Origin of the sequence: Pontixanthobacter rizhaonensis (genome assembly GCF_012972675.1) — a bacterium.
GTDB lineage: Bacteria > Pseudomonadota > Alphaproteobacteria > Sphingomonadales > Sphingomonadaceae > Pontixanthobacter > Pontixanthobacter rizhaonensis.
On sequence record NZ_JABCRE010000003.1, the window covers coordinates 53185 to 77237 of the forward strand.

Genomic DNA, 24053 nt, shown 5'->3' on the forward strand with positions numbered 1-24053 from the left:
TCAGTCGAGCATCTCAGACGCGAACAGCAATGTGCCGCCCACTGCGTAAAGCTGCGTCGAATCCTTGTCTGTTAATTGAGGGTCTTTGCCGATTTGCTGAACCCAGCCGACCTTTCCGCTGTCAGAAATAGAACCGCGCATCGCATCCCACGCCTTGTCGCGGGCGGCGGTGTACTTCTCGCCTTCCAAGAAGCCATTGTTCAATCCCCATGCAAGCCCGAAACCGAAGAATGCCGTGCCGCTGGTTTCCGGGTTCGTCAGATATTCCGCATCCATCAGCGAAGTTGGCCAATACCCGTCTTCCCGCTGGATAGAAACCAGCGAGTCGGCCAAAGTTTTAAATGTCGCAATCATCAAAGGGCGCTCTGGATGATCTGCAGGCATAGCCTCGATAAAACGCGCAAGCCCTGCGAAGACCCAGCCATTGCCTCGGCTCCAGAATACCGGTTTTCCACTCGGGGTCTTGAGGTCAAAATAACGGCTGTCACGGAACAGCAGACCGGTCTTAGGATCTTGCAGATACTCAATCACCGCACGCGTCTCTTTCGCGGCATAATCAAGATATTTTGGATCACCGGAAACCTTGGTCGTCATCGCCCAAGCGGGCGGCGCCATAAAAATCGCATCGGCCCAACACCAGCGCCGCTGGCAGGTACCCTCTGTGTGACCGTCTTCTGGCTCGATAAACTCAAGGCTCATCGTGTAATTCTGGGCTATGATGTGGTCGAATTGTTCCATCGACTTGGACATTGCCTCAGGGGTCTTGTCTCTCAGAGCGACAGACGCATAGACGGCAGCCACGGTTTGATCATCGCCATGCCATTGCCGATCACCAAGTTCCAAGCCGCTATCATATGCATATTGACGGACCCGAGCGAGAAGATGTTCGTCATTGGTTGCCTCGGCAAAGCGATCCAATCCCACAAAGAAAGTCGCCTTCACCCAGCCCCGATTGTAAGACGATTGGGGGAACTTGCCATCAATGTAGCTTAGGTCATTGTTGGCTTTGAGCTGCCAATTGGCGACCGCACACCCAATTTCCTTGGCCGATGCTTTTGTCGGGGCTTCAAGCGCAGAGGCAGAACCAGCAGGAATCATCGAGACACAGGGCGCAGTTGATGCGGCGTGGCCTTCGCCATGTTCGGCGCTGGCTTGCGCTGGAAATGCTGCGATTACCATTGCAAGGGGTGCGGCGGCAAAGCGTAGATAGTTTTTCATAAGATCGTTCTCTCCCGAGGATTGCTGAGCCCCGTATTTGCCTGAAGGCTCTGAGCGGCCTTTTCCAATTGCGGAGGGGGTTTCCAAGTTCTACTCACTCAATTACGATCAAAAATGCGCAAAGGCAAGCAATCCATGTGCAGAATTGAAAGAGGAAACATGGTTCATTTCACACGCAGAGGCTTTTCCCTGAGTGCTCTGATGACTGTCGGAGCCTTGAGCGGCTGCTCGCCAGATACGCTTATTGGCTCGCCAAGACGCACCGAAGCCAATCCGCGAAACCTGCTCTTGATCATGGTTGATGATCTCAATGATTGGGTAACCGCCTTGGGCGACCATCCACAGGTCACGGCGCCGCACATCAAAGCGTTGGCCGCTTCGGGAACAAGCTTTGCTAACGCCCATGCGCAAGCTCCCATTTGCGGCCCATCGCGCGCCAGCCTGTTTTCCGGCCTTTATCCTGCCCAAACCGGCATTTATGGCCAGATCAAAGATGCTCAACTTGGCCCAGCGGTATCGGCTGTTTCCCCCACTCTATTACTCCCGCAATATCTGCGTTCGCATGGCTATTACACGGCGGGACGCGGCAAGGTGTCCCATCAGGGCGGCCAAGAGGGGATGTTTGACGAATATCACCCTCGCCTGCCTGAGAACGGAGATTACGGCCCCAAACCTGAAGGCCGTTTCAAATGGGACAGCGACAAGACCCATACCGATTGGGGCGCTTGGCCCGACGCTGACGAGAAAATGATCGACCATATTACCGCAAGCTGGGGAGCGGAATTTCTTCAACAAGAGCATGAGCAGCCCTTCTTGTTAGCGCTTGGTTTCGTACGTCCGCACGTACCGTGGTATGTACCGCAGAAATGGCTCGACATGTTCCCGCTGGATACGATCGAGTTGCCACAAATACGCGCAAACGACCTTGGCGATGTACCTAAGGCGGGACGCGACCTTGCCGCTGTGCCGCAAATGCCGACGCTGGAATGGGCGATGGAGAACAAGGAGTGGCGCCCGATCATGCAGGCCTATCTCGCTTCGATCGCCTTTGTGGATCACTGCGTGGGGATGGTGCTGGAAAGCCTGAGCACATCGGCCCACGCCGAGAACACTCTGATCTGTCTGGCATCCGACAACGGGTACCATCTGGGCGAGAAACAGCGCTTTGCAAAAATGTCGCTGTGGGAACGGTCAACCCGCGTGCCCCTGATGTTTGCAGGGCCCGGGATCCGTCAGCAGGTAATTACCGACCCGGTCGGCCTGATTGATATCTATCCCACCGCTATCGACATTCTGGGCCTACCCGCAAATACGGAGAACGCTGGGCGCAGTCTCGCTCCGGTACTGACCCAAGGGAAGGCTTTACCGATTGAACCACAGCTGTCCGTATATGGTGAGGGCAATTACGCGGTCATCGATCCGAACCATCGTTATATCCGCTATGCTGACGGGTCGGAGGAGCTTTACGATTTGCGGAAGGACCCGAACGAATGGGTTAATCTGGCCAATGATCAGAGCCTTGCTTCGGTCAAAGACAGGCTGCGCGCATACATCCCGGCCAACCCGCGCAGCGATGTGACGATAGGCCGCTAAAACAGTTTCACAGCCCGTCGCGCGGCCGGGGAATTTGCGCTGGCGGTAAATCCCGCCAGATACCCGGCGTCACCCTAAGGTTGATCGGCCCGGCCGTATCAGGCCATCGCATGACCAGAATTTGCTGCGCGCTTTCATCCCAGATGAAATCTGACAGCTGGCTGCCATCACCTCGTCGCGCCACGCGGAAAGCTTCGCCACTTCCCGGTGCATGAGTCAGCACCAGGCCGTTGCTCAAATGCAGCGAGAAGCCATCAGGATAGTGACGGTTTGCCCCGACAAACACCGAAGAAACCCCCTTGCTATTGTCCGGCGTGATGGTGGCAGAAAGCTCTCGTTGGGCAAAGTCATAGCGAAAGCGCTCCAGATCACCGGCGATAAATTTGGGATAAGGGCGGGCGATAATATCGGTGATGTATTTGCGCTCAACCGTGCCCCGTGACTGGTTGTCCTGAAAGATAGCCCATGTGGACGGTCCGCCGGGCAGAAAGTTCTGATAGCGCGGATTGCCAAGGAACCACGCCTTGATTGTGCCCATGCCGGTTTCATCGAAAATCTCTGCCGTGCGGATATAAAAGCGCTGGTAATGGAGCTGGTCTTCTACGGAGATGTCGGTCGACATCAATGTTGGAAAGCCCCACTCACCCACAAGAATGGGTGCATCAAGCAACTCAGCCTCCCGCTCAAACCGGCGCAGGATGGGTTCGATGAAATTGATCCGATGCTGGTAGATGTGCGGCGCAAAAACGACATTGCCGCCTTTGATCGGGTTCTTAATCTCAGCATATTGATTGAATTCAATTGCTTCGCCCTTGTTCATGAAAATCGTCTGGCACAGAAACAGCTTGTCAGGGTTGTACGTGCGACCCTCTGCAATCAGGCGTTCATAATACGGGATCAGGAACTGCCGTGTCAGATCATCGTATGAGATATCCATCGCAAGCTTGCGCGGTTCATTGACCAAGTCGTATCCGACCACGTCCGGATTGCCAGCAAACCGTTCCCACATGATATGCCACGCTTTGGCGTAGTCATCTTGAATACCATCAGTATTGTTCCAGAACCCTTCCCACGAAAAATTGGGCACGCCATATAGCGTCATTTTGAAGCTGGTGGTCATGCCGGCATCACTGCCAAGCTGCGTTAGTCTGTCCAGTTTTTCAAGATAGGCCGGGTCAAAGGTGGTACCCGGCATTGTGCCAAACTTGCTGAGTTCGAGCCGGATCACCTGCGTGTTCGCGCCCAAGCGCGCCATACGCCAGTAATCGCCTTCATCGAACATGACAGGTTGATTGCCGTCATTGGTGTTCACAACAAAGCCGCGCGGAATATAGTGACGTCCGTTATCGTCCCTCAGACCATGCTTAATCTCTGCCTGAACCGGCGCGGCAAGGCCGAAAAGCGGCACAGCCAAAAACAGCAATATCGCCATCCGTCGGATAACTGAATATATAGAGGCGATCATGGGCTTTAGCCCTCCTGAATGCGGCCAATCGGCCCTTTGTCGCCAACAAGATAAAGGCGGCGCCAATCCGAACCCTTGGGCTTTTCGGCAATGATCATTCGTGCATCGGGATGAGCATTGCGAATAAAAGCGCTGGCGGCGGATCCGGGACTATCGAGATTGCTCAGAGACTTGGGCCTCTGCGGTGCCTCTCTAGCTGGGGGCATGTCTGAACCACTAAACTCCAGCAAAAGCTTGCCGGGTTTAAAACTCATCCCGCCATCTCGGCTTTCCCACCAGCGGACTTGGGTAACGTCGCTATCCGGTTTAACCCCGCTCAGGAGAAAGCGAACGTTTTGTCCATCGACCAGATAGTCCCCTCGGCCGATGGGTAAGCCACTTTTGACATTGCCCACCCATTCTTCACCGTTCCAGCGGAAATAGCTTGCATATTTGGGGCCGCCGATCTGCCAGCCGATATCCTGGCCAATATAGGCGTTGATATGAGGCATGCCATCCTCGTCTACGCGGGTGATGCCATTGAATGTCCACAAATCGCCGGTATCTACTGCCAATGCTTTTTGGTCAGCGACTTCTTTGGTGATGGGGATGGAGATTTCTTCCCCTTCAACATTCATCCAGCGATTTTCTGTGGCATCAAATTTCACAAAATACAGGTTTTTGCGCTCGGTTGAATGTCCGCCGCGATTATTACGCGGCGCGCCTCTGTCCCAGCAGTAGTGATAGTCGAATGCCAGAACGATCTCGTCGCCCTGCCCTTTGGAGACGCTCGCATACCAGCTGTCTGCACCCATCCCGTCATCTCGGCGTTTCGTCTTCAAGAACGATACCGGCTCGGAAAAGGTCAGGCCGTTATCCGTCGACTTTTGATACACCCAATTGCTGCGATGTGCGCCATGGCGATAGAAGAGATAGATATCGCCATTATCCATCTTAATGGCCTGATTATACGTCCCGAAAGGTGAGACATTATTGAGGTCTCTCCAACGGGTAATGTCGTATGGTTTTTGCGACACGGCATGGCGATTTTCGCCTGAATGAACACCGCCGATCGGGTTCTCTCCGTGCAGCTCCGTTACGCCGCCATGCCCGCCATAGAATATGTGGATGTAACCTTCATCGTCGATAATCATGGTCGGCTTTCCATGACTGTCGATCTTCTTTGCGGAATCTTTGCCCAGGATGCTCGTGCCGGCTTTAAAGGGACCGGTCCAAGTTTGAGATTCATGGTCATATGCGGCCACATACGGATCCTCGAGCGGCCCTTGATACGAGACATATGTCTTGCCGTCCAAATATTCGCCCGCAGGATGCTGGACAACAGCAACCCCTTCTCCAAAGCCATTATCCGCGAAGTGATCACGGTGCTGGCGATCCCGCGCAAACAGCCCGCCGCCGAACGGTACTGTCCCGGCGAGCAAGCCTGCACCCACTACTTTCAGTGATTTCCGCCTATCCAATCCAATTCCCCCCGTCAGGTCGTTCAGGGCACATTGCGATTAGCATATCATCGCTAGGTACCGACTCCCCTCAGGTGATCATTATTGGTGTATTTTGATTGAATATGCAATATGAGCGCTCGAACGGCGCTGGATCAACGATCCCGCAGCCTCAACAATTGCGCTGGCCAAGGCTTACGTAAGCCGGGCTGATGCTCGCTCGACAATGTAAGAATCGACCACCACCTGATCGAGATCGAATTCATCCGTCGTCCCGCCCAGAAATTCAGAGACCAGCTTCATGGCCGCAAGCCGGCCCATTTCCTCAATTGGCCAATGTACCGTTGTCAGCGTGGGCCACACATGCGAAGCCGTGGCGGTGTCATCGAACCCGACCACTTCCAAATCGTCTGGCACGGACAGCCCGAAACTGTAAGCTGCATGCAAAACGCCTGACGCCATTTCATCATTACTTGCAAAAATCGCGCTGGGACGGTTCTTACGGCCCAACAAAGCGCGCCCTGCCTCCAATCCGGAATCGAACCGATAGTTACCTTGTCCGATCAGTGATTCATCGAGCGTCACACCGCTATCGGCGAACGCGTCTCGAAATCCTGCTTCACGCTCCACGGGCGAACGGAAACCTTCTGGTCCGCGCACAAAGCCGATGTCTCTATGCCCCTTCGCCAGCAAAGCTGTGGTCAGCTCATGCACCACAGCTCGATCATTCGACGCAACGCAATGGGCTGGATCATCGAGAGCGGTAGATCCGATCCGCATATAGGCGATATCGAGCCGCTTACACAGATCGACGATATCATCCCGTTCTGAAATCGGCGGCAGGATCAGAACGCCCAGCGGGCGCTGCATCGACAGAAAGGCTTCTATCTCTACCAAGAGTTCCGGCGAAGTACGATCAACGGGCCTAACAGCAAGCGCCAGTTCGGAATCCTTGATCGCAGCCAACACGCCCTTTTGAAAGTTGAGCACTGTTTGGCCGTTAGGATTATCATGCAACATCGCAATCATGAAATTGCGACGCAACGCTAGCGCCCTCGCTTGGGGATTCGGTACGTAGCCTAGCTGCTTGATAGCCCGCGAAACTTTGTCGCGGGTCGCGTCACTCATCAGCGAAGATTTGTTGATGAAACGGCTGACGGTCTTCTTAGAAACACCAGCCAGCGCGGCCACATCGTTGATTGTTGGCGTAGTTTGGCCTGACAATTTATCGTCGCCTCGCGGCATCCACTGGTCCTTTCCACAAGCACAGAGCAGACTGCGGCGCGCTTGCACTCGATCCTGCTGACAAGTTTAACGCAGATTGGCAATCAAACAAATCGGGCTTGCAGTTGTTGTGACACCGGTTACCATACAGCACGTTTGTCAGCCACACTTCTTTGGCTGGTCGAATCTCGAAGAAAGGGTTTGCTTGTGCATTCAAGGCGTACACATCTTAAGTTGTTGTCTGCCGCAGGGCTTGCGGGGATGGTGCCGGGGTGCGCACGAATTGGCGGAGTAGACCGTTTAACACTGGCTCATACTCTAGACGAGCAACACCCTGTGCATCTGGCTATGGTGCGGTTTCGCGACGAACTGATCCGTCTATCCGGCGATTCTATCGAGGTGGAAATTTTCTCCAACGCGCAATTGGGCACAGAACGTGAGCTTGTTGAGCTAGTGCAGCTTGGCGCCATTTCGATGACCAAAGTGTCTTCGCTTTCGTTGGAAAATTTCGCGCCAGATATGGGTGTCTACTCTCTACCCTATCTATTTGATGACAGCGAACATCAGCGGCGAGTCGTGCAAAGCGAAATCGGGCAGGAAATCCTCGACAGTCTGAACGACATCCTTCTGAAAGGGATCGGTCACTATGATGCGGGCGCGCGCAGCTTTTACATGACTGGCGGCCCAGTAAATACTCCCGCTGACATTCGCGGCAAAACACTGCGCGTGTTGCCAAGTGAAGCGCTTGTCAAAACGGTTGAGACATTCGGCGGTGCTGCCACACCGATCGCTTTTGGCGAACTATACGCTGCCTTGCAGCAGGGCGTGGTCGATGGTGCAGAGAACAACCCGCCAAGCGTCTTGAGTGCGCGCCACCACGAAGTGTCGAAGTTCTATTCTCTTGATGAACATGTCAGCGCTCCTGATGTAGTCGTGATGAGCCAAAGCGTGTGGGACCGCCTAACGCCAGAACAGCAGGGCTGGACAAAGCAAGCCATGGCGGCATCCGAGAGTTACCAGCGCGAATTGTGGCGCAAAGCCTCTGACGAAGCCTTGGCCGAAATCGAGGCCAGTGGCGTTACAATCAACCGGCCAGACAAGGCACCATTCCGAGAGGCCGTGGCTGAACTGAAAGCAAGCTACGATGGAACACGGATCGGAGAACTGGCTGCCCGGATCGAAGCCATGTCGGAGAATGCATGATGCGGACGATAATTGAAAAGACACTCGCGGGTATTCTGGTGGTGCTGTTCAGCGCAACGGTGTTGACGGTGCTGTGGCAGGTAATCGGACGGTATGTTTTGGAAGCCCCGAGCTCCGCAACGGAGGAAATCGCCCGGTTCCTACTCATCTGGCTGGGAATGGTCTCGATGGCCTATGCCTTTGCCAAGCGCATGCATGTGGGGGTTGACCTTATCTCTGCCCGGCTTTCTTCCCGTTCGCGAGTGAATGCGGCACGCGCCATCTGGCTCGCATGTGCAGTCTTTGCGCTGGCAGTTATGGTCTATGGCGGCGGCCTGCTCGTTAAAATTACCGCGACACTAGGTCAAACGTCTGCCGCAATGGGTCTTCCAATGTGGACTATTTACGCGATTATGCCGCTGTGCGGACTGGTGATTGCTTACCTTGCGATCTCCTTCTTGATTGAAGGAACGTCGACTGAAAATGAACCGGCTACGGGAGAACCGCAATGACCACCGGCCTCATCCTGGTATTTGTGTTTTTCTTGCTCGTTGCGCTGAACGTACCGATCGGTTTTGCCATCGGTTTGGCAACACTCGCCGCGCTCGGCTCTATAATGCCGCTTGATCCTGCTACCACCACCCTAGCCCAACGTATGGTCGCCGGACTGGACAGCTTCACCCTGCTTGCTATCCCGTTCTTTATTCTGAGCGGGTACTTAATGGGCGCCGGCGGGGTTGCCAGCCGATTAATCAATGCTGCCAAGGGGTTAATCGGTGCACTGCCCGGCGGATTGGCCGTAGTCAGTATCATCTCTAGCATGCTGTTCGGATCTGTTTCAGGATCCGCAGTCGCCGCCACATCTGCCATCGGATCGTTTATGGTTCCGGCGATGAAAAAGGAAGGTTACGACGCACCATTCGCAGCCTCGGTGACCACATCCGCCTCTATCGTCGGACTGTTGATTCCTCCTTCCAACGTCATGATTGTATATGCAGTGGCGGCGGGCGGCGTATCAATTGGCGCTCTGTTTCTTGCAGGGTACGGCCCGGGCATCGTTGCAGGCCTGGCGCTGATCATCGCAGCCATACTTGTCGCGCGCAAAGCCGGGTACCCGGTTTCGGACCGGCTCTCGATCCGCGAGTCGCTGCGCACCATAATTCCGGCGATTCCAAGTATTGCTATGCTGGTGATCGTGGTCGGCGGGATCGTCTCAGGCTTGTTTACCGCAACCGAAGCCAGCGCCTTTGCCGTAATCTACTCGCTACTTCTCGGCATCTACCTTCACCGCGAAATGGGATGGAAAGACTTGCCCGGAGTGATCATCAAGTCTGCGGAAACTACCGGCATTGTCCTGTTCCTGATTGCTGCTTCGACAGGAATGGCATGGATGTTAGCCTATTCCGGCATGCCCGGTGCCATTGCCGAGGGGCTGCTGACCATCTCGGACAATCCGTTGCTCTTGCTGCTGTTAATCAACGTTATACTGCTGATCATCGGTGCATTTCTGGATATTACCCCGGCAATCCTGATCTTCACGCCGATTCTTCTACCGGTCGCGGTTGCTCTAGGTATTTCACCGGTGCATTTCGGCATGATCCTTATTCTCAACCTCTCAATCGGGCTGTGCACGCCCCCGGTGGGGACAGTGCTGTTTGTTGGTGCTGCGGTGGGTCAGACCAAAGTCGCTTCAATGATTAAGCCAATGATCCCGCTCTATCTGGCCATGCTGGCTGCGCTTGCGCTCACGACGGCAATCCCGCAATTGTCGGAAGCGCTGCCGCGCTTCTTCGGGATGATGGAATGATCCACAGTCATAGCGCAATCCCCCCTTCCGAGAGCGTAAACTGAGAATAGCATCAATCTTTTTTGATCATTTTCGATCATTTTCTTGCATGCGTAAAAAAGACAGCTAATCTTCCCAAAAGAATCCAAGGGAGTGGATATGGAAGAGTTTGAACGCGAGCCGGTTGCTCCGGCAGCGCTGAAGCCGGGTCGGTATTTTGCAGCATCCTATGCGGGTGAGCATGTTGCCGGCACAGAATTTGTCATCGGCGCATTGTTTGTGAGCATGGGGGTTGGTGCTGGCGAAGTCATCGCCGGTCTTCTCTTAGGAAATTTGCTCGCTGTTTTGAGCTGGGTGCTGATTTGCGCCCCCATCGCGACCCAAACTCGCCTCACCCTCTATGCCTATCTTGAAAAGATCGCTGGGCCGGGCTTCATCAAAGTCTACAGCGTCATCAACGGCATATTGTTCTGTGTGCTTGCGGGCGCAATGATCACCGTTTCCGCCAGCGCGGTTCGGATCCTGTTCGGCATACCGCCGCAGGTGGGCTGGCTGCCATCCAGCTTTGCCTTTGTCTTGATTGTGTTGGGTGTAGGCGCGGTTGTCTCCTTCGTTGCCATGCGCGGGTTTAGCGTTGTGGCGCGTTTCTCCGAAGTCGCTGCTCCGTGGATGATCGTCATGTTCTTTGTTGGCGGCGCTGCGATGCTGCCTGTCATTGTGGCGAATACAGCGTCCGTTTCCAGCATCTCGAACTTCGGCGATTTTCTGACGCTCGCTGAAACAAGCATCTGGATCGAAAAAGGGACGGAGGCCGGTTTCTGGCATGTCGCAGCCTTTGCATGGGGCGCCAATCTGGCCTTCCACGGCGGGCTAGGCGATATGTCGATCCTGCGCTTCGCTCGCAAATCTTCCTACGCTTGGTACTCCTCGCTTGGCATGTTCATAGGGCACTTTGCTGCTTGGCTTGCAGCTGGAATTATGGGCGCGGGCGCTGCCTTGCTCCTGAAGACGGAGCTGGCCTCTCTTGATGCGGGCGGCGTTGCGTTTCAGGCGCTTGGTGCGATCGGCATATTGACGGTGATCATCGCAGGTTGGACCACTTCTAACCCGACAATTTACCGTTCAGGCCTCGCCTTTCAGTCCCTACATCCCGCATGGTCGCGCGAGCGCGTGACACTGGTCGTGGGTGTGATCACGACGATCATCGCCTGCTCGCCCTTCGTCTTTAGCGAATTGCTGGGCTTCCTTGGCATTATGGCGCTGGTGATGGCCCCCATTGGCGGGCTGATCTTCTCCGAACACTTTCTGTTCAAGCGCCTTGGCCTAACCCGCTATTGGCATTCGGCAACAGGCTCAGCGCTTAATGTGCCCGCCCTGCTGACGTGGCTTGTGAGTGTCGGAGTTGCAGCTCTGCTTGGGTACGGTCTTGGAGTGGATGTCTTCTTCCTCTTCATCCCCGCATGGCTCTCGGCATTGGTGTTTTATCCTCTGTTCGCATCGGTCATGGGCGCGAAGGCGGTTGACGCCAGCGCGCTCGCGGCTTCGGAGCAGGCAGAGAGCGCCCGCCAACAGGCAGAGCGCGACTTCCTGGCGAGCCAACAGACCTCTGGTTTGGTGAAATCGGGCGGGAACAAACTGTTCTTTGGAGGGGCTGCATTGTCGCTCTTAGCGGCTGTCAGCTTAGGCATATTGGCGCTGACTTCGGGTGATCTGGAGCAGTTCCAGTCTTTGATCATCTGGCCGACGCTGAGCTATTTCGTCTTCGCAATCCTGCTCGTCAGAGGCGAAACAGCAGCGCAAAAATAACGCTTTCCCAGATCAATAGTCGCCCCGGCGACACGAGGAGATATTCCAGTGAAAACGGTAAAACTAGTTACCATTGTGGCTCTTTCGTCTCTGTTCGCAGGTTGCACAGCGCCAAATGATGATAGCGGAGCAAATTCGGCCGGACCGGCAAACACAGTGGCCGTCGATCTGCGCGTTCGCGACAATGACGAGGCCGCATATGTGGCAGTCGATTCATTCAACGTTCCAGCCTCCCATGAAATTGGTGATGGTATGATGCCTTATGAAGGGATCGGTTGGGAAAATGAGCTGGTAGGCTACCGGCTCTATCTGGACGGACGCCTGGTCAGCGATATCTTCGGCAAACGGACGGGGGAGCCAGCGCTCGCACAGATAAGCGAGTTCGGCAGCTATCATGACTTGGCCCCGTGGGGCATGGACGTGCTGAAAGTCGGGCCCAGCCTTGGCATAGGCGGGCTTGGGACAATGCGGGCTGGCCAGCCGGAACAATTTGGCAGCGTACCGAAACTATCCGCCAAAATTGACGAGACAGGGGGCAGCGCCGGGAACTTCACCGTTACCGCCGACGGCATCGAAACGCCGACTGGCCAAACGGCCGGATTTACCGCCAATTACTCAATCGCCAGCGGCAGCCCATTAACCCGTGTGAAGGTGAAACCTACAGGCGACCTTCCCTTAGCCACCGGTATTGTCATGCATGACGGTGCCGAATTGCTGCAATCTGACAATAACGGAAACGGCCAGTGGCTGTACGTTGCGACATGGGGTGAGCAGCAAAGCGAGAATAAAGACGGGCTAGGAATGGCTCTGTTCTACCGCGCTGGTGAGGCGAGCTATGGCGGTCTCGCCAACTCCACACACTATGTCAGTTTCAATAGTGGTGATTTTGAATACGCATTCCTCGCAGCGTGGGAATTAGACCCGCAAGGTGTGAAATCGCGCGATGCGTTTGTCGCGTTGCTGGACAAAGAACTGCAGGCACTTGAAGGATCAAGCCAATGACACGCAAACCGCTGACCCTACTGGCCGTAAGTAGCGTACTAGCCATGTCCGCATGTGCGGCAAACACCAGCATCGCATCGACAACTGATGATACAGCCACCGCGCCGATCAGCATAGCAAGCACCACCACCCCGGCTACGCAGGCGCAAACCGCTGCGCCCCGTCCTAACGTTCTGCTGATCCTGTTCGATGATATGGGTTATGGCCAATTGGGCATCACCGGGCATAAGATTATTAAAACGCCGAACATCGATAAGCTGGCCCGCGAAGGGATGCTTTTCGCCAATGGCTATGCTGGCAGCACCGTATGTTCTCCATCGCGCATCTCGTTGATGACCGGGCGCGATTCCTCTCGCCTGCACAGCACAGCAAACACTATTTCCTTGCGCCCCGGTGACCGCACTCTCGCGCATCTTCTGAGCGATGCTGGCTATAAGACTGCTCTTTTCGGGAAATTTGGCATCGGTACGACCTTTGGCCAGACTGACCCGATGACCATGGGTTTTCAAGAGTGGAAAGGTCTGCTTCACAATATTCAGGCGCACCGTCAGTTCCCGATGTTCATGTTCGAGAATAACAAGATGGTGCCAGTCCCAGACAATCGTGCTGGCGCGCGCGGCGGTTATGCCCAACGGCTCTTTACCGATGATGCACTTGAGTATCTGGACCAACAAGATGGCAAGCAGCCGTTTTTCGCCTTGGTGAGCTATACCTCGCCCCATTCGGAAATGGCTGCGCCGGAAAAATTCGTTGCGCCTTATCGCGGCAAATTTACGGAAACACCATATAATGGCTTGAAAGGGCCAACACCCGATAGCCAGTTTCCAGATTACTATCCGCTGGCGATTGACGAGCCCAATGCGGTTCAAGCCGGTATGATTGCAGCCCTTGATTCCTATGTTGGAGAATTGGTGGCGAAACTGGAAGCGCAAGGGCTCAAAGACAATACGCTTATTCTTATTACGTCAGACAACGGCCCGCACTCTGAAGGTGGCGGCGATCCGCTAGGCATCGCTGCAGCAGGCCCGTTCCGCGGGGGAAAACGTGACCTGACCGAGGGCGGCATCCACATGCCGTTCATCGCGACCTGGCCTTCTGTCATCAAATCCGGGCGTGTCGAGGACGCTCCAGTTATGTTCGCGGACCTGATGCCAACTCTTGGCGACCTTGCCGGGCGGCCCGGTGCCGCGGAAACAACGGGTGCCAACGGTGTTTCGCTGGCACCATTGCTGCTGAACGACAATGCCAGCTTACCAGAAAGAATGCTGTATTGGGCGTTCTCGCGCCAACTGGGCGACCCCAATTCCGGCGTCATTGGCGTGACGCAACAAGCGGGCCGGATTGGCAAATGGAAGGCACTGCGTTCAAATACCGATGCGGCTGTCGAGCTTTACGATCTGACAAAGGATCCCGGCGAAGCGAATGATGTCGCTACGCAATATCCGAAGATCGCCGCCGATTTTGCGAAACGCTTCGATGCGGAATTGGAAGAGCAAGCGCGCTACGCCCAATAGGCAATAGCGCGCGCTCTATGGGGACCGGTGCCTTAGGCTAAAGCAGCCTGAGGCACGTGATCCATATCGTCGAATTCCTGATTTTCGCCGCCCATCGACCAGATGAAGCTGTAAGCACCGCTCCCTACACCGCAATGCATCGACCACGATGGCGACAACGCCGCTTCTTCGTTGGACAGCGGCAACGCTTTCAGTTCGTCAGGGCGGCCCATGAAGTGGAATACCCGTGCCTCTTCACTCAGGTCAAAATAGAAATAGAACTCTGACCGGCGATCGTGCGTATGCGGCGGGAATGTGTTCCACACACTTCCTTCGGCCAAACTGGTGAAGCCCATCACAAGCTGACAGCTTTCGATGATACCAGGGCGCAGAGGTTGAAAAATGGTCCGTTCGTTGCAGGTTGCTTTCTCGCCCAGATCAATCCGGTTCGCTTCAGCCTGCTTAACCAGCTTGCTGGGATAGGCGGTGTGTGCCGGATAGCTGACCAGATAATAGCGCGCTGGATCAGCGGCATCGTCGCTCGCAAATTGCACGGTATGCTCGCCGCGCCCAATATAAAGGCTGTCGAGCCGATCAAGCGCGAAAGCGTCCTCGCCAACACGTATAGTCCCAGAGCCGCCAATATTTATCACACCCACTTCGCGGCGCGCTGTGAACGCCCCGCCACCCAACTCGTCGAAAGAGCTGAATTCCAACGGTGTCTGGGTGGGAACTGCACTACCGACAATGCCTCGGTCGATATCCGACAGCGTCAGCATCAATTCGCCTTCGCGCATCAGGCCATTGACCACAAAACTATCCCGCAGCTCTTCGTTGCGCATAGTCCGATAACGTTGCTGATCGGCGGCGAATTTTCGGTCAAGCATTGCGGTCAACTCCGTTTGCTAAAGCGCATGATTGTTTTTGAATGAAATTGGATTTTCATGAGTGCTTATGCCTGCTATCCGGCGGAATGAAAAGAGGGAGATTACCATGGCGTCATATGCGTGGGTGCTGGGAATACGGCCGGGTTACGAGGAAGAATATAAGAAGCGCCATGACGAAATATGGCCGGAAATGACTGAAGCCCTGCAGCAATCCGGCATTCGCAATTACCATATTTTCAAGCATGGTCTGACGCTGTTCGGCTATTTTGAAACCGACGATTTCGATGCAACAGCGGCGTTCTTGGCGGACAATCCCGTGAATGCCCGCTGGGCCGAATATATGGCGCCTATCATGCAGGTCGACATCGATCCTGCGACGCAGTTCCCTTATTTGCTGCCGAAACAATTTTCACACGACTGAACCGCAGCAGGCAGCGCCTATTCGAAAGAGATACGATCTAGCGCCAGTTCGTTCCGGCCCGCCCGCTCGATCTTCACAATCAGGCTTTCTGTTTCGCCAAGCGCGCCAAGGGGTACCCGCCAGCGGTTCGCGCCGTCGAACCCCTGCTCTACGATGGGAGCCTTTGCCCCTTTGCGCCAAACCGACAGCGTAAATGGGGCGTCGCTGTCGCCTGCAATATCGAACACGGCACTATCCTTACCAGCTAAGCCGCGAATATTGGGAAAGGTCAGCGCCCGCGCCCCCTCATCCAGTACAATGTCAAAGCCGTTCGATGCGGCTGCGTTTTCGCGTTTGGTAACTGCGTCAGCCGCGAAGAATTCCTCAGCTTCGATCGGCCCATGATCAGCGTTATATTCACCGACACCCGTTTCATCGACACGTATCGGGGCGATACTGCCATCATCACGGTAATGAACATAGCTGATGAAGGTATCACGGAAATAGCGATTGCCGCTTTGCGAAATGTCGCAATAGGCAAAGTATGTCTGACCGTGCCAGGTGAAGAATGAACCATGCCGCCCCTGTTGCGGGCCCGTTGGCCAAGTGGGTGCAGACAACCCGGTCGGAAAACTCTCTTCGGTGATCACCGCACCGCGGTATTGATATGGGCCATACAGCGCTTTTGACGTGGCGTAGAAGGCACCCCAGGAAAGGTAATACACGTCACCTTGCTTGTGTAGAAACGGCTTGTCATCGGTAAGCTTGCCATCAAACGGCGTACCGCTTGTGAAAGTGTAAGGGCCGCGCGCGCCGCGAATTTCAATTCTGCGCGGCGTTTCGGCGAGCGACATCATGTCATCGCCAAGCTTGGCCATATAGTAATCCCAAACACCAAATATGATGTAGCGATCATCGGCTTCTGCAAAGAGGCCTGGATCATATTCATCCGTGGGCGTGAGATCTTTCTTCAGAAGAGCCGCCCCGAGCACATCCTTCCATGGGCCGACCGGGCTATCTCCGACCACCACACCCGTCTGATGGTTACCCTCGGAAAAGTACCAGAAGTACTTACCGTTCTTTTCTGCCACATCAGTAGCCCATGCCGAGGCAAAATCTGGTTGGCTTCGAAGATAAGTCTGGTTGGGTAGTAATGTGGAACGCAGCCTCCAGTTGACCAGATCCTCGGATGACCAGACCTGCCAGTCTTCCATAATGAAATCTGTATTGTGAGGGGATTTGTCATGTGAGGCATAAAGGTATGCCGTGTCACCAAACACATGGATATGCGGGTCATTTACCCCTTGATTGGCAATGATCGGATTGCCTGCATAACCCTCCGATGCTGCGAAGGCTGATACGCCTAGAAAGAGTGCGCACAGACCGCGAACTGCTTTCCCCGGCTTCAGGCTCTTGCGCGAATTCATAGGACGCCGTCCCTATTTAAATGCGATATCGAAGACTTGGAGCGGGGATGATACGCCGGACTTCTCAGGTGCACGGTGCCATAACAGCGACACTTTTCCTTCCTTTACCAGCGATAGATCCCAAGTGATGAACCCACCCCTCGGGTCAAACTTGCGCCGCTTCTCAATCTCGATCTCGAGCCGCTTCCATTTGCTAAACTCGTCCTTGCGCTCAGCGTAATATATCTGGCCCTTGTCTCGTCCTACGAAGGCGTAGAGCCGGTCGCCGACCACGGAGAGCGAGGCGGTATTACCATCAAAATTGGTCTGGCTCTGCGTCCATGTCCCATCCGGCCGCCCCAGATAGTGGTAGTAATAGCTAGTCCCCCCCCGCTGATCGAGGTGTCGCAGCAGAGTGTGCATTTCGCCAGTAGCAGGATCGACGGTGGACGTAATCGAAGGGTTGCTCGGTCCCAATCCCTTCGGCACCTCGATTACAGGTCCACCAAGATTATCGATCGAGATCGTCTCGCCCGCTTCCGTATCGGCAATTTGCGATCCGTCTTTTCTCAGCCAAGTCCGGCCTTCATCCTTGGACCACGCATAGAACAACCCATGGTTACAAAAAATCTCGCTGCGCGAGCTGGTCGTGTAATCGCAAGGCCGTTCGCGGAATACCCATGATGCATGCAACGATCCGTCAGGGCCAACCTGCATCGCCTTCGCATCACCTAGATACGGTCCGCGCGTTGTCTCTTGGCCTTCAAACGTTCCTCGCCGGGAAGAGATGTTGCGGACTTCACCCCATTTGCCAGTCGCTGCATCGTAACGGGCCAATCGCATTTCCCCACCATATGACCCGCCGCTGCGAAAATAGACGATGAGGTTACCACCGGGGAATTGCGAGAATGAAGGGTATGTGACGTTCAGCCGCTCATTTGGATCGCGCCCAAGGTTCTGGGAATAAGTAAAAGTATCCTCGTTCCATAAGGCAGTATCAGGATTTGTGGCCACGCCCGCAGCCGTCACTGCATAATTCATCTTTGGCCGGTTGTGATGATCGAAAGAGATATGGACCCTACCATCACCTTCAGAAACCGCGATCGTCTGACGATTGTGAGCATCGTCCGAGGTGACTTGGTAGTCAGTCAGGATCGAATGTTGCCACGCAAATGTGCCCAACTTGCGGCGTGAGACGACGACATAAGAAACCGATTTTTCCTTCGGCAAGCTACGGTCGCGACCCGAATAGAAAACCACATATTGATAACCATTATAGCTGACGCCTTGCGCGCCCAGCGGCCCTTCAAACCGTGGCTTGCCGTCGCGCGAACGCTCCATACCGTCAGAGACGTGACTGGCCGACGCGAGTTCATCCCACCCAGTGATGAAAGCCCGCTTGGCATTTTCCGGACCGTTGGCGTGCGCTGCTTGGGCGAAGCCAAGCAAGAGTGCTGCTGATATGCCCGAAAGTAATGGCTTCATGCTGATCATCAGTGACCTTTCTTCGACTTGGGTTTGGCCGCTGCAATGGCGGCTTCGTTTGCCTTTTTAAGAGGCTCCGGAAAGTAGGGACTGCGGGTGAGATAGAACGCATCGAACACGAAACCGTCTTCACGCATAGAGAACTCGACCGTGTGTGTGCCTGCACTGGGTACATCCAGCCATAGCCCGCCGGGCACCCCGCAGTGCTGATCACGGGTGCGCTGGCGGCTATCCCAATGCCAACGCCCGCGCCCCTCGCAATATTGCACCCGGGCGCCGCTTTCAGGCCATTCGCCATTCAAGCCGGCATGAATGCCATTATCTTCGGACCCCAGCGCATGAACCCGGACCCACAGATACCAACGGCCAGCCGATGGGAAATCCACATCGTAGGATACGATCGCCATCTTTCCTGGCTGTCCGCTAAAGTTCTCCCCGCGTACCAGCTTATCATCATGCGACTTGCGAGTGTCCGGTACTAAAGCGATGTAGTCTTCTGCACCCTCACGGTTCCAGCCCGCCGGGCAATCGGCCGAACGGCACCAACTGCGGACATCGTTGAGGCGCTGCGATTTAAAACTTTCTGCTTCCACGAGAATGCCGGTGTCGAGCCGTTCAACTACAGCGATCCATTTGCCGCTTCCACCGGATGGAGGTTGGCCAATTTTCGTTCGCCGTCGGTGGTTTTTGACCTGGTCTAAAGAGCCGATTTGCAAGGCCCCTCCCTGCACGCGATCAAACCAGCGGACGGAAAATTCGCCTTCGATACCGCCAGTTGCCAAAACGATCTCTTCCTCGCCCGGGACGATCACATAGAACTCCCCCGGTTGCGCCAGAACATAATCGTCACGCGCCATAGTCAGATGATCAGAAGGTGTCATTTCGAGGACCCGATCGCCAACGTGATCGCGGAAAAAGTCCAGCGCCACGCGCCCCTCACGCCAAAGCCGCGCGCGCGTACGATGGTCCTGACAATCGAGATCGCTGCATCCAGTTTTGTAGCCGTAATAGGCCTCTACCCCGTTGGCACCGGCGGTAAGCGCATTCCACAGTCCGTCACGCAAAAACAGATCGGGATCGAGCACAATCTCCCGCTTGCTGGGCAAACGCTCTTGCGGATAGTCGGGATCAACCCCAGCGCCGCCGTCTGCCCGCCCGGGCTCGTCATAGGCCATCACCAAGGGTTTGCCGGCAAGCTTGGCATTGTTGGACCAAGTGATCACATCAAATCGCAGATCGGAAATATCATCTTGCCGGCCTTGCAGGCTGAGCCCGTTCAATGCCGTATCGGGGCCCAGTAATGCGCGGTAACGCTGCTTCTGATCAGGGTAGGAGTGCAACACCAGCGGATGGTCATAGGGGTCCAGCGCCTCCAAATACGCTGCCATGTGGCGCACATCCCCAGGGTGCTGGACGTTCTCTTCCCCGAGATTCCAGGTCAGTGCCAGAAAATGACCGAACCGAGCGACCATCTCGCGCAGATATAGTTTGCGCGTTCGGCCCAGCGCCCCGCCATCCATGAAGCTGTCATTTTCGGTTTCTTGCAATTTGAAATGAAGGTGCAGCCCGCGCTTGTCGGCGTAAGACAGGGCACGCTGCCACTGATCCAGTTTCGAAAGGTCAAAGCGGTCTTGAACAAGGCCATCCTGCCACTGCGCACGTGGCTCCATCGCTTCATACTGCTGGGCGGGCACGCCCATCAAATGCGGGAAAACATTGCGATCATCGCCGCCAGCATTCCATAGCAGCATGGATACCGAGTTCGCCCCGGCATCAGCGAGATAATCGAACATCCCCAGTAATCCGGTGCCGCGCCGGTCATTGCCCCAAAGGTAAGATTCACCATCGGGCTTCAAGTCACTGGCATGAGCTTGCCAGTTCTTGCGGAAGCCCTTGAAACTGGGCGTGGCGTCAAAGTCGGAATAGGCCAGCATATTCTCTGGCGCATCCGGACCGAATTTGAAAAATACGCTGTCGTCACCAGCGTAACGATAGTAGTTTTCACCTGTGTATTGCAGAAGCCCGCGCGCTCGAATTGGATCGGCGGGTTGCCCAGAAACAGTAAAACCTCCGGCAGCGCCATGCCCGTCCAGACGCTGCCCCGGAGACGGCGCGATAGCCATGTCCCGCCCACTGCGAAAATCGACTTCCCAGTCATACTCACCCTCATATGGCGGCACAAAATGCGCGCGCCAAACCTGTCCACCGGTGCAGCCGCTATCCGCTGCATTGTCGCAACCTGCAAAATACCCCGGAACAACCCAGCTTTTGTCGCCGTGCGTAAGCCGCCATTCGAGACGGACATCAGCGAAGGGATTGCGATCGCTGCGTTCATCAAGCTGGGGCCCCTCTATCTTCAAGGTCACCAGCTCATATCGGGCTCCCGCCTCGGAAACCTCTTGCGCAGCCGTTCCCTGAGCATAAAAAATCCCGAGCAGACAGCAAAGCAGAGGGGCAACACGATGAAGCATTTTACTTGTCCTGAATTGTGACGGTAACCGGTCCGATAAGGCCAGATGGGGTCAGTGGATCATCCGGTTTCTGGAAGTAATGCGTAGCGAAGGTGCGGCGCGGTCCCGGTGGGGGTGGCTGGTTGGAACTGTACCATCCGACCATATCCCGCTTCGGCAAGTTTTCTTCAGGCCGGTATCCAATATTATCTTCGGGCACATATCCGCTTGTATCTGGAAGTGCAGCATCGCCAATCAGGCGGTTGACCCACAGATTCGCGACTTCGATTTCAATTGTATTTCGCCCTTTGCTAATCGCTGACGAAATGTCGATCGCATAAGGCGCGGTCCAGACTGTGCCGAGTTCTTGGCCGTTGACGCGCACACTCGCGACAGTTTCCACGTGTCCGAGACTCACTGAAATGAGCGGCGAACGTTCTAGACTGTCAGCCGTCACCTCAAACGAATTGCGATAGGTGGCCTTGCCAGAGAAGTGATGGATTTCGGGATCGTCGCTCTTGCTCCAATCGAACAAGCCCGTGCCCGTCAAGTTTTTCACATCACCATAGGCAGGGTCGAAACTGATCGACCAGCCCCTATCCAAATTGGCTAGCGTTTGGACATCTGTGGCATTCGCGCCATCACCCGGCTCGAAAGAAAACGTCTCGTCAAAGACAAGGAAGCGCGATTCATGCGCAGCCAATCCCAACTCGATATTCGTACAACCGTTTCCATCGACTGACCCAGCCAATTTTTGGCTGCCGCCGGTAACCGGGTGCCATTCTTCGCCCTGCTTTCCGCTGACCCTGAAACACAGATCGAACGCCTTGCCGTGTTCTGAATCATTGAAGACAAAGAATATGTCGGCCGAGCCTGATTTTCTGTGCGTGAAAGAAGGCAACCCGCTGGGAGAGGAAACACGGGGTTTTAATCCGGCAGCGTTAAACACCTGTGTCGGCGTGTCTCCACGGTGACCAAATACTACGGGAACTCCGGCACGGCTCGCTGCTTCAAGACGCGCAATCTCTGCTGCGGAAGGAACGCGGTCATCTGGCCACCAGATCATGGAATATGTCGCTCCGTTGGGCAGCACCAGCGCGCCATCCACGAAACTGCTGCGATCCAGCAAGGTGGGTGTGTCGATGCAATCGAAATCCACTCCTGCTGGCAGGTGCTTGCTCGCCTCAGACTTTTGCGGACAGGTGACCGGGCTGTTCGACCCCACCGCCATCGCCACATCGGACACTGCGCGCCCCTGCCTCAGCATGTGCTGGCCGCGCGCCATATACGTGAACCAAGCCGCGCCGCCTTTATCCCACCATGGCTGGGTCCGGTCGAAATGAGAGCCCCAACGGTTCATCGTCATGCCGGGCATGACATGGGTATTCGCCTGATGCGCAAACCGATGAAAGAAGAACTGGTTCACACCGGCGATCCACGCGCGGTCACCCCATTTCTTTCCGAAGGCTGGATCGAAGAACCAGTTGTCATCCCACACTGCCGTGAAAGCCTCGGCGGCGACCACTGGCTTGCCATAGATGCGCGCGGCAGACACCGCCCCGTTCAGGTTGGACAAATCATCGCGGCGCACCCAGAATTCACCAGCAGGGATCGACGCGGCAGATGCAACGTTCAATTCGTCAAACGGCCCCAGCCCATAAGGCTGGATCAGGCTTTCCAACCCTTCTTCTGTCATCAGACGGGCGAACTCACCGTAGTAATTATCGTTGATCAGTCGAGCGTTGAAGCTACGGATTTTCGCAAACATGCCCGTGGTTGCCGCGCTGCTGGAGATGAAACGACCGGCGTAAATGGGCAACCAACCCTTTAGATCGATGCCGTAAGCTTGCTGGAATTGACTGTCATATCCCGCTGTCCAGTTCTGACCGCCCACCTCATAACTATCGATCATAACCCCGGTTGTGGCTCTGGGGGCAACGGCTTTCGCGCGCTTGATCACCGGAGCAATAAAGGCATCGTAATGCACACCGAAAGCAGAGGCATCGAATTTGTCAACTTCCAGCCCATTACCCTCGGGAGAGGGATTTACGTTGCGCGCTCCAGTGGACGTGTAGCCAAAGCGCATGACGGTCCATTGTCCTGATGGCAATGTGGTTTGCAAACGCCCATCTTCATCAACAAATCGTGTGAGATCACGGATCGCGTCACGGCTCAGCACATCGGCGACCGGGGGCGCGACCTGAACCGGCAGCTTATTACCCGGAACATACCCCATGCCGCTATGGCCGGAACCGTTGGCGACAGATGCGAGCTGGGAAAGGGCGATTTCTCCAATCAGGGCCTTATGGTCGAACGTCACGCGAAAATGGCGCGCATCAATCGGGGCGAAACTCTCGTCGATTTCCCATTCCGCGCGCAACAAACGGGTCTTCTTGAATTCGCGAACCTTCTGGAAATTCACTCCATCGTCCGACGTTTGGAGCACAATTTTGACATCGCGCTCGCCAATGTTTCTCACCGACAGGCCGCGAATGGGCACGGCGCGATCATAGCTGAATTGCACCCAACCCGGCTCATCCCCCGCTGCTGTAAACATGCTCTGCGTGAAGATTTCTCCATCGGTCACCCGATCAAGATCGAAGTGCCGGTCGGAAGACGTGACCGCTGCCGGATTGGCTTGATCGGCGATCTCTCCTGCTAATGAGGGGTAAGCAATTACCGCAATGTCACGATAGAAATCTTCGACCGTTCCGGGTTTCCTGAGCCCCAGTGATACCGCCCCGCCCTCAACAACGGTTTCGCTCCAAACGAGCCGCTTCATGGATTGCTCCGGCGTAACCCACGGCCCGCCGGTGGACGACCATCCATCGGCATTGTGGAACGAGAATTTGAGGCCAAGCCGCTCGCATTCGGCGGCAACATGTTCGATAAGTTCGAGATGTTCTGGTGAATTGAATTTTACCGGACCGTAAGAGATCCCCTGGGTCACGTGGAACAGCACAATACCGCCGATGCCAACCCGCTCCATGGCCTCAAGATCTTTGGTGATCCCTTCGCGCGTCATATTCCCGCTCATCACATGGAACCACGTCCATGGCCGAGCATCTGCCGGAGGTTCGACAAACTCGGCTTGCAACCTGTCTAGGTCCGCTTGCGCCCATGCAGGAGAGGCCGATGTGCCGACCAGCAGGGCAGCTCCGGTCGCAGCAATACAAGCGCGTCGAAAACCAAAAACCGCTTCGGCTACTTCAATCAT

General features: G+C 55.4%; 17 protein-coding genes. 8 read left to right on the plus strand and 9 right to left on the minus strand.

Going from position 1 to position 24053, the window contains the following annotated elements; translation table 11 throughout:
- On the minus strand, positions 1–1218 hold the full coding sequence (locus tag HKD42_RS08015) for a glycoside hydrolase family 88/105 protein (RefSeq protein ID WP_170012291.1): 1218 nt from the start codon (positions 1216–1218) through the stop codon (positions 1–3).
- 201 nt (positions 1219–1419) lie between these two features.
- On the opposite strand from HKD42_RS08015, the gene HKD42_RS08020 reads away from it, so the two are divergent.
- Positions 1420–2811, plus strand: a complete 1392-nt coding sequence (locus tag HKD42_RS08020; protein WP_170012293.1) for a sulfatase — start codon at positions 1420–1422, stop codon at positions 2809–2811.
- Positions 2812–2818: 7 nt separating this feature from the next.
- On the opposite strand, the gene HKD42_RS08025 is transcribed toward HKD42_RS08020, so the two are convergent.
- From HKD42_RS08025 to HKD42_RS08035, 3 genes are all read right to left on the minus strand, one after another.
- Entirely contained in the window at positions 2819–4276 is a 1458-nt protein-coding gene (locus HKD42_RS08025) for a cellulase family glycosylhydrolase (RefSeq protein ID WP_211483568.1), read from the minus strand.
- Between the two features lie 5 nt (positions 4277–4281).
- On the minus strand, positions 4282–5736 hold the full coding sequence (locus HKD42_RS08030) for a BNR-4 repeat-containing protein (protein ID WP_211483569.1): 1455 nt from the start codon (positions 5734–5736) through the stop codon (positions 4282–4284).
- A gap of 174 nt (positions 5737–5910) precedes the next feature.
- Complete coding sequence (locus HKD42_RS08035) at positions 5911–6960, minus strand: LacI family DNA-binding transcriptional regulator (RefSeq protein WP_170012295.1); 1050 nt, start codon at positions 6958–6960, stop codon at positions 5911–5913.
- A gap of 216 nt (positions 6961–7176) precedes the next feature.
- Between HKD42_RS08035 and HKD42_RS08040 the strand changes: the two genes are divergently transcribed.
- The 6 genes from HKD42_RS08040 to HKD42_RS08065 all read left to right on the plus strand — a co-directional run bounded on the left by HKD42_RS08040 (position 7177) and on the right by HKD42_RS08065 (position 14229).
- Positions 7177–8142 carry a TRAP transporter substrate-binding protein gene (locus HKD42_RS08040; RefSeq protein ID WP_211483570.1) on the plus strand — a complete coding sequence of 322 codons (966 nt, stop codon included), beginning with the start codon at positions 7177–7179 and terminating at the stop codon, positions 8140–8142.
- A complete protein-coding gene (locus HKD42_RS08045; protein WP_170012297.1) occupies positions 8139–8633 on the plus strand; it encodes a TRAP transporter small permease in 495 nt (164 codons plus the stop codon). Before HKD42_RS08040 ends, HKD42_RS08045 begins: the two co-directional genes overlap by 4 nt.
- Positions 8630–9928, plus strand: coding sequence for a TRAP transporter large permease (locus HKD42_RS08050; protein WP_170012299.1), 1299 nt, complete (start codon positions 8630–8632; stop codon positions 9926–9928). The genes HKD42_RS08045 and HKD42_RS08050 overlap by 4 nt, the downstream gene beginning before the upstream one ends.
- Before the next feature lie 138 nt (positions 9929–10066).
- Complete coding sequence (locus HKD42_RS08055; RefSeq protein WP_170012301.1) at positions 10067–11713, plus strand: purine-cytosine permease family protein; 1647 nt, start codon at positions 10067–10069, stop codon at positions 11711–11713.
- A 48-nt stretch (positions 11714–11761) separates the two neighbouring features.
- On the plus strand, positions 11762–12715 hold the full coding sequence (locus HKD42_RS08060) for a DUF4861 family protein (protein WP_170012303.1): 954 nt from the start codon (positions 11762–11764) through the stop codon (positions 12713–12715).
- The gene (locus tag HKD42_RS08065) at positions 12712–14229 is read left to right on the plus strand and encodes a sulfatase-like hydrolase/transferase (protein WP_170012305.1); all 1518 of its coding nucleotides are present in this window, start codon (positions 12712–12714) and stop codon (positions 14227–14229) included. The genes HKD42_RS08060 and HKD42_RS08065 overlap by 4 nt, the downstream gene beginning before the upstream one ends.
- A gap of 32 nt (positions 14230–14261) precedes the next feature.
- Here the strand turns inward: HKD42_RS08065 and kduI are convergent, their stop codons facing one another.
- Positions 14262–15095 carry a 5-dehydro-4-deoxy-D-glucuronate isomerase gene (gene kduI, locus HKD42_RS08070; protein WP_170012307.1) on the minus strand — a complete coding sequence of 278 codons (834 nt, stop codon included), beginning with the start codon at positions 15093–15095 and terminating at the stop codon, positions 14262–14264.
- A 106-nt stretch (positions 15096–15201) separates the two neighbouring features.
- Between kduI and HKD42_RS08075 the strand changes: the two genes are divergently transcribed.
- The gene (locus tag HKD42_RS08075; RefSeq protein WP_170012309.1) at positions 15202–15516 is read left to right on the plus strand and encodes an L-rhamnose mutarotase; all 315 of its coding nucleotides are present in this window, start codon (positions 15202–15204) and stop codon (positions 15514–15516) included.
- A gap of 17 nt (positions 15517–15533) precedes the next feature.
- Here HKD42_RS08075 and HKD42_RS08080 read toward each other — a convergent pair whose 3' ends face one another.
- The 4 genes from HKD42_RS08080 to HKD42_RS08095 form a co-directional block, all read right to left on the minus strand.
- The gene (locus HKD42_RS08080; RefSeq protein WP_170012311.1) at positions 15534–16922 is read right to left on the minus strand and encodes a family 43 glycosylhydrolase; all 1389 of its coding nucleotides are present in this window, start codon (positions 16920–16922) and stop codon (positions 15534–15536) included.
- A 12-nt stretch (positions 16923–16934) separates the two neighbouring features.
- Complete coding sequence (locus tag HKD42_RS08085) at positions 16935–18395, minus strand: BNR-4 repeat-containing protein (protein WP_170012313.1); 1461 nt, start codon at positions 18393–18395, stop codon at positions 16935–16937.
- A complete protein-coding gene (locus HKD42_RS08090; RefSeq protein ID WP_170012315.1) occupies positions 18395–20752 on the minus strand; it encodes a DUF5060 domain-containing protein in 2358 nt (785 codons plus the stop codon). Before HKD42_RS08090 ends, HKD42_RS08085 begins: the two co-directional genes overlap by 1 nt.
- Before the next feature lie 106 nt (positions 20753–20858).
- The gene (locus tag HKD42_RS08095) at positions 20859–24053 is read right to left on the minus strand and encodes a glycosyl hydrolase (RefSeq protein ID WP_170012317.1); all 3195 of its coding nucleotides are present in this window, start codon (positions 24051–24053) and stop codon (positions 20859–20861) included.

Coding starts and splice junctions, on each gene's coding strand:
- HKD42_RS08015 (WP_170012291.1), bottom strand. CDS start 1,218: ATGAAAAACTATCTACGCTTTGCCGCCGCACCCCTTGCAATGGTAATC.
- HKD42_RS08020 (WP_170012293.1), top strand. CDS start 1,420: ATGACTGTCGGAGCCTTGAGCGGCTGCTCGCCAGATACGCTTATTGGC.
- HKD42_RS08025 (WP_211483568.1), bottom strand. CDS start 4,276: ATGATCGCCTCTATATATTCAGTTATCCGACGGATGGCGATATTGCTG.
- HKD42_RS08035 (WP_170012295.1), bottom strand. CDS start 6,960: ATGCCGCGAGGCGACGATAAATTGTCAGGCCAAACTACGCCAACAATC.
- HKD42_RS08045 (WP_170012297.1), top strand. CDS start 8,139: ATGATGCGGACGATAATTGAAAAGACACTCGCGGGTATTCTGGTGGTG.
- HKD42_RS08050 (WP_170012299.1), top strand. CDS start 8,630: ATGACCACCGGCCTCATCCTGGTATTTGTGTTTTTCTTGCTCGTTGCG.
- HKD42_RS08055 (WP_170012301.1), top strand. CDS start 10,067: ATGGAAGAGTTTGAACGCGAGCCGGTTGCTCCGGCAGCGCTGAAGCCG.
- HKD42_RS08065 (WP_170012305.1), top strand. CDS start 12,712: ATGACACGCAAACCGCTGACCCTACTGGCCGTAAGTAGCGTACTAGCC.
- kduI (WP_170012307.1), bottom strand. CDS start 15,095: ATGCTTGACCGAAAATTCGCCGCCGATCAGCAACGTTATCGGACTATG.
- HKD42_RS08075 (WP_170012309.1), top strand. CDS start 15,202: ATGGCGTCATATGCGTGGGTGCTGGGAATACGGCCGGGTTACGAGGAA.
- HKD42_RS08080 (WP_170012311.1), bottom strand. CDS start 16,922: ATGAATTCGCGCAAGAGCCTGAAGCCGGGGAAAGCAGTTCGCGGTCTG.
- HKD42_RS08085 (WP_170012313.1), bottom strand. CDS start 18,395: ATGATCAGCATGAAGCCATTACTTTCGGGCATATCAGCAGCACTCTTG.
- HKD42_RS08095 (WP_170012317.1), bottom strand. CDS start 24,053: ATGATTGAAGTAGCCGAAGCGGTTTTTGGTTTTCGACGCGCTTGTATT.